9 protein-coding genes are annotated in these 11,050 nt (G+C 64.5%); 3 read left to right on the top strand and 6 right to left on the bottom strand.

What is annotated here, in order from left to right; translation table 11 throughout:
- Positions 1-7: 7 nt before the first annotated feature.
- The 4 genes from RCO31_RS23470 to RCO31_RS23485 all read right to left on the bottom strand — a co-directional run bounded on the left by RCO31_RS23470 (position 8) and on the right by RCO31_RS23485 (position 4,443).
- Positions 8-1,099, bottom strand: coding sequence for a sn-glycerol-3-phosphate ABC transporter ATP-binding protein UgpC (locus RCO31_RS23470; protein WP_308970932.1), 1,092 nt, complete (start codon positions 1,097-1,099; stop codon positions 8-10).
- A gap of 73 nt (positions 1,100-1,172) precedes the next feature.
- Positions 1,173-2,024 (bottom strand): carbohydrate ABC transporter permease, encoded by an 852-nt coding sequence (locus tag RCO31_RS23475; protein ID WP_308970933.1) that lies wholly within the window; start codon positions 2,022-2,024, stop codon positions 1,173-1,175.
- Between the two features lie 3 nt (positions 2,025-2,027).
- Positions 2,028-2,957 carry a sugar ABC transporter permease gene (locus tag RCO31_RS23480; RefSeq protein WP_308970934.1) on the bottom strand — a complete coding sequence of 310 codons (930 nt, stop codon included), beginning with the start codon at positions 2,955-2,957 and terminating at the stop codon, positions 2,028-2,030.
- Positions 2,958-3,135: 178 nt separating this feature from the next.
- The gene (locus tag RCO31_RS23485; RefSeq protein ID WP_308970935.1) at positions 3,136-4,443 is read right to left on the bottom strand and encodes an extracellular solute-binding protein; all 1,308 of its coding nucleotides are present in this window, start codon (positions 4,441-4,443) and stop codon (positions 3,136-3,138) included.
- 547 nt (positions 4,444-4,990) lie between these two features.
- Between RCO31_RS23485 and RCO31_RS23490 the strand changes: the two genes are divergently transcribed.
- The gene (locus tag RCO31_RS23490) at positions 4,991-6,895 is read left to right on the top strand and encodes an FAD-binding monooxygenase (protein ID WP_308970936.1); all 1,905 of its coding nucleotides are present in this window, start codon (positions 4,991-4,993) and stop codon (positions 6,893-6,895) included.
- A 626-nt stretch (positions 6,896-7,521) separates the two neighbouring features.
- On the opposite strand, the gene RCO31_RS23495 is transcribed toward RCO31_RS23490, so the two are convergent.
- Positions 7,522-7,902, bottom strand: a complete 381-nt coding sequence (locus RCO31_RS23495; RefSeq protein ID WP_308970937.1) for a hypothetical protein — start codon at positions 7,900-7,902, stop codon at positions 7,522-7,524.
- A gap of 224 nt (positions 7,903-8,126) precedes the next feature.
- Here RCO31_RS23495 and RCO31_RS23500 point away from each other — a divergent pair, with 224 nt between their 5' ends.
- Positions 8,127-9,377 carry a multidrug effflux MFS transporter gene (locus tag RCO31_RS23500; RefSeq protein WP_308970938.1) on the top strand — a complete coding sequence of 417 codons (1,251 nt, stop codon included), beginning with the start codon at positions 8,127-8,129 and terminating at the stop codon, positions 9,375-9,377.
- Positions 9,378-9,563: 186 nt separating this feature from the next.
- Positions 9,564-10,163, top strand: a complete 600-nt coding sequence (locus tag RCO31_RS23505; protein ID WP_308970939.1) for a GNAT family protein — start codon at positions 9,564-9,566, stop codon at positions 10,161-10,163.
- Between the two features lie 84 nt (positions 10,164-10,247).
- On the opposite strand, the gene RCO31_RS23510 is transcribed toward RCO31_RS23505, so the two are convergent.
- Positions 10,248-11,050, bottom strand: an 803-nt coding sequence (locus RCO31_RS23510) for a polysaccharide biosynthesis C-terminal domain-containing protein (protein ID WP_308970940.1), incomplete at its 5' end; no start/stop codon positions are given.

An 11,050-nucleotide genomic window follows, 5' to 3' on the forward strand; every position in this document is an offset into this window, starting at 1 on the left:
TTCGTTGTCAGATCGCCTCCTCGGTCTTCACGTCGAAAACGTGAAGACTGGAAGGGCGCATGGCAAGGCGCAGCTTGTCGCGCACGTTCACCCGCACCGTCGGCTCGACGCTCGCCACCATGACATCCTGCCCGACCTTCATATCTAGCAGGATTTCCGACCCGAGTTGCTCGACCACCTCGATCACGGCGTCGAAGCAGGGGTGATCGGGATCCGCGGCGCCCGCCACGGTGAGGTCCTCCGGACGCACGCCGAGCGTGACCTTGTGGCCGATATGGCCGCGGAGGCGGCGCGCGGTCCCGTCCGGCAGCCTGATGCGCAAGCCGGCGTTCTCGGCGATCAGCGATCCGTTCGCCTCGGTCACCGTCACGGTGGCAAAGTTCATGGTCGGAGAGCCGATGAACCCGGCGACGAACTTGTTGGCCGGTCGATTGTACAGCTCGAGCGGCTCCCCCACCTGCTGCACCACGCCGTCCTTCATGACGACAACCCGGTCGCCCAGCGTCATGGCCTCGACCTGATCGTGGGTCACGTAGATGGCGGTGGTGCCGAGACGCAGGTGCAGCTTCTTCAGCTCGACGCGCATCTGCACCCGCAGCTTGGCATCGAGGTTCGACAGCGGCTCGTCGAACAGGAACACGCGGGGATGGCGCACGATGGCCCGGCCTAGCGCCACGCGCTGGCGCTGGCCGCCGGAAAGCTGGCGCGGCTTGCGCTTCAGCAATTCGCCGATGCCGAGGATGTCGGCCGCGTCCCGCACGCGCCGGTCAATCTCGGGCCTGGTGAATTTGCGCATCTTCAGGCCGAACGCCATGTTGTCGTACACGCTCATGTGCGGGTAGAGCGCGTAGTTCTGGAACACCATGGCGATGTCGCGGTCCATGGGCGCGAGGCCGTTGACCACGCTTCCGTCGATGGAGATGTCGCCGGAGCTGATGGCTTCGAGCCCGGCGATCATCCGCAGCGTCGTCGTCTTGCCGCAGCCCGACGGCCCGACGAACACCACGAACTCCTTGTCGCGGATCTGCAGATTGACGTCTTTGACAGCATGCACGCTGTCATAGAACTTGTTGATGCCCTTGAGGACGACCTGTCCCATTCGCTCCAACTGCCTCCCAACGGTCTATCCGCATGTCCGCATGCGCGTTTTCCAATGCCGGCAATCCCGGCCGTCAGCCCTTTACCGATCCGGTCAACCCCGCGACGTAGTGCTCGACGAAAAACGAATAGGCGATGGCGACCGGTATCGACCCCAGCAGGGCGCCCGCCATCAGCGGTCCCCAGAAGAACACGTCGCCGCGGATCAGCTCCGAGGTGACGCCGACCGGCACCGTCTTCTGCTCAGGCGACGACAGGAAGACGAGCGCATAGATGAACTCGTTCCACGACAGCGTGAAAGCGAAGATGCCGGCCGAGAGAATGCCCGGGATCGCCACCGGGATGACAATGTAGAGCATCGCCTGCCAGCGCGAGGCACCGTCGATGCGCGCACATTCCTCCAGCTCCTTGGGCACCGCCTTGAAGTAGCCCATCATCAGCCAGGTACAGAACGGAATGAGGAAGGTCGGATAGGTCAGGATCAGCGACCACGGCGTGTCACCCAGCCGATAGTTGCGGATGATCTCGGCCAGCGGAATGAACAGCAGCGTCTGCGGCACCAGGTAGGTGATGAAGATGCCGGTGCCGAGACTGCCGGCGAATGGAAAGTTCAGCCGCGACAGCGCATAGCCGGCAAACACACCGCACACGAGCGAGATGGCGGTGGACACGAGCGCGATGAACATCGTGTTCCAGAGCCACGCTGCGAACAGCGTCTCCTCGAACAGGTACCTGACGTGATCCCAGGTCGGATTCCAGGTCCAGAACGGATTGTAGTTGACCGAATTCCAGGGCCGGTACAGCTCGCCATCGGGCCGCACCGAGGTGATCACCATCCAGTAGAATGGGAACAGCAGGAAAAGCAGGAACAGGGCCATGGGAAGGTAGAAGAACGCCCACTTTCTCCATATCGCGCCTTCGATCATGGCTCAGCGGACCTCCACGCGGCGGATATAAAGAAGCTGGACAATGACGACCAGGAACAGGATCGGAAACATGGCGAGCGAGATCGCGGCGCCCTCGCTCAGAAGGCCGGTGCCGACACCGATCTGATAGGCGTAGGTGGCGAACAGATGCGTCGCATTGGCCGGGCCGCCGCCGGTCATCACATAGACGATCTGAAAGTCGGCGAACGTCTGAATGATCGAGAACAGCACCACGACCATCGTCACGGGCAGCAGCAGCGGCCAGGTGATGTACCAGAACCGCTGCCGGGGCTTGGCGCCGTCGATGGCGGCGGCCTCGTTGAGCTCGGGACTGATGGTCTGCAGCCCCGCGAGCAGGCTGATGGCGAAGAACGGCACGCCGCGCCAGACGTTGACCACGATGATCGAAATCATGGCGAGATCCGGATCGCCCAGCCAGTTGATGCGGCCGCTGATCAGGTTGAGATGGTAGAAGAGCCAGTTGAGAACGCTGAACGTCGGGTCGAACATCCACTTCCAGGCGAACGTCGACAGTACGGTCGGAATGATGAAGGGCAGCAGGATGAAAGCGCGGGTGAAGGCCTTGCCGCGGAAATTGCGGTTGAGCAGCAGGGCCAGCCACAGCCCGAGCGCCAGCTTGAAGACGGTCGTCACCCCCGTATAGAGGAAGGTGTTGTAGACGGAGGTGTGAAAGATCCCGTCATTCCAGATCTTGTAGTAGTTGGCCAAACCGACGAAGTCGCCGGGCACGCCCACACGCGAATTGGTCACTGAAAGCAGGATGCCGCGCACGAAAGGATAAGCGATGAACATGCCGAGCAGCACCATGGTCGGCACCAACAGCACGAACGCGAGCCAGCGCTCGTCCTCAAGCAACCGCTGCCTGGTTCGCGGCGCCTGCGGCATGTAGACTTGGGTTTCAGCTACCACCATGTCCTAAAACCATGTCCTGAAGCTCCCGAAATCCTGGTTTCGTCCGGCACGCGAACGCAGCACGCCCGGTCCTGGATCGCGCCGCCTCCCGGTGGCGACCGCGCGACCAATCAACCCTACGCGCCCCGGCACACTCGGCCGCCACTGTGCATCCACCTGCACCGCTGCGCGTGCGGGTTTAAACGTAGATCTTCTTCAGTTCGCTTTCAGCCCACTTGACGGCGTCTTCCGCCGGCATGCCTTGCGCAGCCTTCGCGTACATATCGGTGACGATGTACTTGGAGAGCACCTCGGCCGCTTTCGCGTCGGCCGGGCCGGCGAAGCCGGGTGTGCGTGCGAGCCTTCCCGCGATCTTGTAGGGCTCCATGACCGGATCCTCAGTCCACACCTTGTGCTTTTCCCACTCGGGTGTGCACGGCGTGGCGAAACCCTTCTGCGACACGAACCACTTCTCGTACACGGGCTTCGAGTGCGCCCAGCGCAGGAAATCCTTGGCGGCCTTCGCGTTCTTCGAGTAGGTCGGCAGCACATGCGAGTGGTAAGTGTGCATGGAGAACTGGCCGGCCGGGCCCTTCGGCAACGCCGCGTGCAAGATGTCGGTTTTCAGCTGCGCGCCCTTCTCGCTGATGTACCTGTCGGGATTGCGCAGCGACTCGATATAGATCGAAGCGCCGTTGAGCGTCGCCGAAATGGTCTGCGAAAGGAACGCGCGGTTGTTATTGGTGTCGTCCCAGGCAAGGCCGCCCTCGTCGTGCGCGTCCTTCCAGAAACCGGTCATGAACTTGACCGAGTCGACCGTCTCCTTGCTGTTGATGACCACCTTGCCGCTTTCGTCGACTTCCTTGCCGCCCCACGACCACAGGTAGGGATAGGCGAACGTCGGGGCATCGCCGAAGGTGTGACCGAGCGTCTGACCAATCGGGCGGCCCTTGGCTTTGAGCGCCTTGCCGACCTCGCGGTACTTCTCCCAGGTGTCCGGGAAGGAGGAGGCGCCCGCCTCTTCGAACCACGATTTACGATAGGCGATCATGCCACCGATGATGGCCCACGGCATCGATATCCACTTCTTGCCGTCGTTCGAGTTGGCCTGGACGAGCGCGTAGTGGGCGCCCTCGGCCTTGGCGAGCGGCTCCACCACGTCCGTCATGTCCACGCAACTCGCCGCGTAGAGCTGCGGATGATTGTTGTTGAGCATGATCAGGTCCGGACCGGAGCCCGACTGGATGGCGGAGGTGATACGCGGCTGCAGATCGTTGGCGTTCACGGTCTCGAAGTTGATCTTGACGCCCAGCGCCTTCTCGGCTTCGGGCAGCATTTCGCGCCGCAGCAGCGTATCCGAGGCCGGAACAAAATCGTTCCAGCGCAACCAGTGCACGGTCGTCCCCTGCGCAAAAGCTGGCGCACGGCCAGTGGCCAGGATGCCGGCCATGCCGCCGACGAGCGCGGTACTGCTCTTGAGGACGTTACGTCGGGTTACTTTCATCATGCATTCCTCCCTCGGTGATGCACCTGCGGCCGGTCTCACGCCGGCTTGAAAGCCCTTTCAGTCTGTCGCGCCTCCGCGGTTCAACGCATGCGCACGTCCTCGCGTGCGCAACACGTTGTTTCGACGATCATTTGTCGGTCTTGCCGATCTTCCGGCGTCGGTGACGATTCCGGCGTGAAACAGGGTGAACGCTTCGCAGGGCAAGCACCGCGGCCAGCGCATGAACCATACCGCCATATCGGCACCCTCCCGCGCAGCAGTGATGTTGCCGTCGCCGCGCGGGTTTTCCCCGTCTTCATTGAGAGCTTGGGACCGGAATGCTGGCGCGACGTCATTGTCGTCGGTCGCAACAGGAAATCAAGTGCTAGCTTTGGTACGCCGGCGAAGCGCGATACCGGGTTCGCAATGACGGGTGAGCGGCGTGCGCGCTTGCATGCTCAAGGTGAGCGCTGGCAGCGTCGGCATTTGCGAGGTTGTTGCCCGGATGCTGCCAAGTAGAATTGCTGCCTGGGCAAGATCGACAATCGACCTGCGGAGGACGTGTCCGATGCAATTCCATCTCAACGGATTCAGGCCGGGCAATCCGGAGATCTCGGAGCCGTCCGAGCCACCCACCCGCACCGACGCGCTTCCCGGCGAGGTCGATGTTCTCATCGTCGGCTGCGGGCCGGCGGGGCTGACGCTGGCGGCGCAGCTCGCGGCGTTTCCGGACATCAAAACGTGCATCGTCGAGCAGAAATCCGGTCCGTTGCTGCTCGGCCAGGCCGACGGCGTTGCCTGCCGGACCATGGAGATGTTCGAGGCCTTCGGCTTCAGCGAGCGGGTGTTGAAGGAAGCGTACTGGGTCAACGAGACGGCGTTCTGGAAACCGGACGACGCCTCGCGGGACAACATCGTCCGCCACGGCCGGGTCCAGGATGTCGAGGACGGGCTCTCGGAGTTTCCGCACGTCATCCTGAACCAGGCCCGCGTCCATGACTTCTATCTCGACGTCATGCGCCATTCGCCGAGCCGGCTGGAGCCGCATTACGGCCGCCGCCTGCTCGGCCTGCGCATCGACGCAGCCGCCGACGCGCCGTCACATCCCGTCACCGTCAAGCTGGAGCGGACGGATGGCGCGCACGAAACGGTCAAGGCCCGCTATGTGGTCGGTTGCGACGGCGCGCGAAGCATCGTGCGACAGTCGCTCGGCCGCGAGCTGCGCGGAGATTCCGCCAGCCAGGCCTGGGGCGTGATGGATGTCCTTGCCGTCACCGACTTTCCCGACATCCGCATCAAGTCGCTGATCCAGTCCGCCCACGAGGGCAGCATCGTGCTGATCCCGCGGGAAGGCGGCTATCTGGTTCGCATCTATGTCGAGCTCGACCAGCTCAACGCCGACGAACGGGTTTCGAGCCGGAACATCACCATCGACCGCCTGATCGCGGCCGCGCAGCGGATCTTTCGTCCCTACACGCTCGACGTGAAGGAGGTCGCATGGTGGTCGGTGTACGAGATCGGCCAGCGGCTTTGCGACAAGTTCGACGACGTCGGCGAGGCAGAGGCCGCGAGCCGCCTGCCCCGCGTGTTCATCGCCGGCGATGCCTGCCACACCCACAGCCCGAAGGCCGGACAGGGCATGAACGTCTCCATGCAGGACGCGTTCAACCTCGGCTGGAAATTGGCGTCGGTGCTGGAAGGCCGGTGCGCGCCGAAGCTTCTGCACACCTACTCGGCGGAACGTCAGGCGGTCGCCAGGGAGCTGATCGACTTCGACCGCGAGTGGGCGAAAATGCTGAGCGCACCGCTGAAATCGGCGACCGAGCGCGACGGCGTCGAGCCCGCCGAGGTGCAGCGCTATTTCATCCGGCACGGACGCTACACGGCGGGAACGGCGACGCTCTACAAGCCGTCGCTGATCACCGCCGCGCCGGACCATCAGCATCTGGCCAAGGGCCTTATGATCGGCATGCGCTTCCACTCGGCGCCGGTCATTCGTCTGGCCGACGCCAAGCCGGTTCGTCTCGGCGACGCGGCCAGGGCCGACGGCCGCTGGCGGCTGTTCGTGTTCGCCGACCGGCAGGCGCCTTTCGCTCGCCTCGGCGCGCTGTGTGACTTTCTGGCCGGTTCGCCCGAGTCGCCGATCCGCAGATACACACCGGCACATGCCGATATCGATTCGGTGATCGATGTCCGGGCCGTGCTGCAGCAAGGCCATCGCGAGCTGGAGCTTGAAGCGATGCCGGAGCTTCTCCTCCCCGCGAAGGGCCGCTACGGGCTCCGCGACTACGAGAAACTGTTCTGTCCGGACCTGAAGAGCGGCAACGACATTTTCGACATGCGCGGCATCGATCGCGATGCCGGCTGCGTCGTCGTCGTGCGGCCCGACCAGTATGTCGCCCACGTGCTGCCGCTCGACGCCCATGGCGAGCTTGCGGCGTTCTTCGATGGGTTCATGATTGTGCAGGCGTGAGAGCTGGCTCAGCCGTCATTGCGAGGAGCGTCAGCGACGAAGCAATCCAGCGCGGCGGTTGCGGCAAGCTCAGACTGGATTGCCGCGCCGCTTCGCGGCTCGCAATGACGAGAATGAGATGTCGCCGTGCAACGCCACACCCGTCATTGCGAGCGAAGCGAAGCAATCCAACGCGGCATCTGCGGCAGGCTCAGACTGGATTGCCGCGCCGCTCCGCGGCTCGCAATGACGAGAATGAGATGTCGCCGTGCAACGCCACACCCGTCATTGCGAGCGAAGCGAAGCAATCCAGCGCGGCGGTTGCGGCAAGCTCAGACTGGATTGCTTCGTCGCTGCGCCCTTCGCAATGACGAGAATGAGATGTCGCCGTGCAACGCCGCACCCGTCATTGCGAGCGAAGCGAAGCAATCCAGCGCGGCGGTTGCGGCGAGCTCAGACTGGATTGCCGCGCCGCTTCGCGGCTCGCAATGACGAGAATGAGATGTCGCCGTGCAACGCCACACCCGTCATTGCGAGCGAAGCGAAGCAATCCAGCGCGGCGGTTGCGGCGAGCTCAGACTGGACTGCCGCGCCGCTTCGCGGCTCGCAATGACGGAGTGGCAATGACGAGTGATTGCAATGACGGCCTACGCCTCGCCTTCGCTCTCGGCGTATTGGAGGACGAGCGGCAGGAAGGTGTCCTTGTCGAAGATCAGATCGCGCACGTGTTCGGTTTCGTCGAGGGGGGCGACGGCGGCGGCCTGGAAGAGGGCGTCGTCCAGCAGCACGTAGTCCTGGCCGTTCAGCTCCGTCAGCCAGGGCTGGCCCTCGCCTTCGCCTAAGAAATTCACCAGCGCGAACATGCGGTGGGCGACGTCGAGAACCTCCTGCGAGGAGAGCTGGCCGGAGAGCGCCGAGGTCACCGAGGCAAGCACGTCGCCGGGCCCGAAACGTTCGTGGTCGGAGACGGCCTTTTCGTTCGCGGCGATGATGTACTCGGCGGGGACTGCGGGAATCGATCTGCTCATGACTTGAAGCTGGCATGGTTGCAGGAGGTGCGGAAGAGGCGTCCGCAAATGTTCACCAACACGTCAATTGCCGAAGACGCAGGCAATGCTTGCGGAGGGAACGCCGCAGTTTTGTGCTCGCAATGACGTGATCGACGAGCGGCGGGACTCAGCCCTGCACGCTTGAGGGTTTTCGCACTGCAACATTACGCCTATATTTACCTGCAAATAAAGGCAAATTTCCCTTGGCTGATACAACTACCGACCGGTGGGTCTCGACGACCCATCGCCCGATGGGCTTCGCAGAATTCGTCGTCCTGGTCGCGGCTATCATGGCGCTCAACCCGCTCGCCATGGACATGATGCTGCCGGCGCTGCCGGAAATCGGCGCCGCCTTCCATGTCACCGAGGCCAACCACCTGCAGACGGTGCTGTCCACCTTCCTGCTCGGCTTCGGCGTCGGGCAGGTGGTGATCGGACCGCTGTCCGACAGGTTCGGCCGCCGCCCGGTGCTGATCGGCGGCATGACACTCTATGCCATCGCCAGCATGCTGACGCTGATCGCGCCGAGCTTCGAGACGCTGCTGCTGGCGCGCGCGCTGCAGGGGCTGTCGACCTCGGCCACGCGGGTGATCGCGACCTCGGTGGTGCGCGACTGCTACGAAGGCCGGCGGATGGCGAGCGTGATGTCGCTCGCGCAGATGATCTTCATCTCGGTGCCGGTGCTGGCGCCTTCGCTCGGGCAGCTGGTGATGCTGGCCTCGAACGAGTGGCACAGCGTGTTCGTGGTGCTGCTGCTGTTCGGCCTCCTGATCCTCGGCTGGACCGCGCTGCGCCTGCCGGAGACGCTGGCGGAGGACAGGCGAAAGTCGCTCGCCATCCGCGACGTGCTCGGCTACTTCCGCGAAACGCTGACCAACCGCCAGGCGATGGGCTACGCGCTCGCCGCCGGCTGCCTCATGGGCACGATGTTCGCCTACGTGTTCTCGGCGCAGCAGGTGTTCACCGAAGTCTATCATCTCGGCCAGTATTTCCCGCTCGCCTTCGCGGCAATCGCGCTCGGCGTCGCGTTCGCGGGCTTCCTGAACGCGCGGATCGTCGGCAGGCTCGGCATGCGGGTGATCTCGCACGCGGCGCTCGTCGGCTTCATCGCCGCCTCGCTGATCATGATGATCGCCGCCCGCCTCGACATGCTGCCGCTGCCGCTCTACATGGCGCTCGCCATGACGACGATGTTCACCTTCGGGCTGATGATCTCGAACTTCACCTCGCTGGCCCTGGTGCCGCTCGGCCACATCGCCGGCACCGCCTCCTCGCTGTTCGGCTCGATCACGACGCTGATCGGCATCGTGTTCGGAACCATCATCGGCCAGGCGTTCGACGGCACCATGGTGCCGCTCGCCACCGGCTTCTTCGCCTGCACGCTGCTCGCGCTGATCGTGGTGCTGGTGACCGAGCACGGCCGGCTGTTCCGCCCGAGCCCGCAGGCGAAGTAGCTGCGCGTCATTGCGAGGTGTGTTCTCCGTCATTGCGAGCCGCGAAGCGGCGCGGCAATCCAGCGCTGAGCCTGTCGCAACCGCAGACTGGATTGCTTCGCTTCGCTCGCAATGACAGGCCCCTGCTGACGATTTGGTCACCGTTCTGGTGTACCCCTCTGCCGCATGGGCGCGGATGCACCAGCGGTGGAGATCGGCGGCGGGCGGACGATCCGCGCGGCGACGCTCGATGATGTAGCGCTGCTGCGCAGCCTGATCGTCGAGGCGATTGATGCCTCACCCTACTACAATGATGCATTCAAGGCCGCCGAGAAGGCGCGGCTGAGCGAGGCGTTCCTGCGCGCGCTGATCATCGCCGACCCGTGGTACGTCCCGCTGATCATGCATCGCGGCGAGGTCGCGGGCTTCATCCTGCAACTGCCGGACTGCGGCGTGCTGTGGGCGGTGTGGATCTACATCAACCCGCGCTTCCGCGAGACGGCGATCGCGCTGGCGGCGATCGGCTTCCTGATCCGCCACTGGGACCAGGGGCGCTTCCACAAGGTGTCGTGCCTCGTCTCGCCGGCGAACGAACGATCGCGCGCGGTGATGATGCATTTCGGCTTCACGCAGACCGCCCTGCTCAAGAACCACCTGTTCGGCCAGGACTACCTGCTGCTGGAGCGGCCGTTCAACAAGACCGAGGAAGGCTACGCACCGCCGCTGCAGTTCGGCCGCATCACCGCGCTGCGGTACGGGCTGAGGCGATTGCTGGGGCGGCGATTCTCGTCAAGCGAAGAACGGTAGCCCGCATAAGCGAAGCGCCATGCGGGGCTGACTCTCCGCAGGTCCCCGGGGTCGCTCCGCTCGCCCGGGCTACGGTTCCGCACGTTAGAATCGGGCCCGGCTCAGCCAGGGCCAGATCGAGACGTCGGTGCCGGTGTGGCGGAAGGCGAGCAGCCATTGCAGCGCCGACCAGGCGACGACCGTGACTGCGGCTGCGAGCGCCGCGCCGAGGAGGCCATGCGACGGCACCAGCGCGCGGTTCAGCAGCACCAGAAGCACAAGGCCGAGGGCGACCGGCCAGAGGCTGGTCCAGGGCCTGTCGTGCAGCGACAGCACCAGCGCCGACGGCCCGAGCACCGAGCGCAGCGCGAGGCCTGCGCACAGGATCGCCAGCGGCACCGCGCCCGCCGCAAACTGCGGGCCGAACAGCGCCAGCAGCGGGCCTGAGGCCAGCATGGCAACGCCTGCGCCCAGCGCGATCGCGCCGGCGAGCAGATTGGCGGTGATCACCTTGCGCTGGAACGCGACCGGATCGTCCTGCCGCCGCGCCGCGAACATGTCCGGCAGCATCACTGCATAGACCGCCGACACCGCGAAGGCGATCAGCGCGAACAGCTTTGTGCAGACGCCGAACACGGCGAGATCGGCGATACTCATCAACGGCGACAGCAGCAGCAGGTCGATGTCGAAGAAGAAATCACCCGCAACCGTCATGATCATCCACGGCGGCGCGAACCGCCACCAGCGCCGTGTTTCATTGATGAGCTCCGCGCGGTCGCTCGTCGGTCCCTCAGAGATGCCGACGGACTCGGCGCGCCCCCTCTCCCCGTTGGGGAGAGGGTCGGGGTGAGGGGCACCGGCGCGCGTCGTGTCGCTCGGCGCTTGGTCCTTCGCATCTTGAACGCCGT

Origin of the sequence: Bradyrhizobium sp. LHD-71, assembly GCF_031157255.1 — a bacterium.
Lineage (GTDB): Bacteria > Pseudomonadota > Alphaproteobacteria > Rhizobiales > Xanthobacteraceae > P52-10.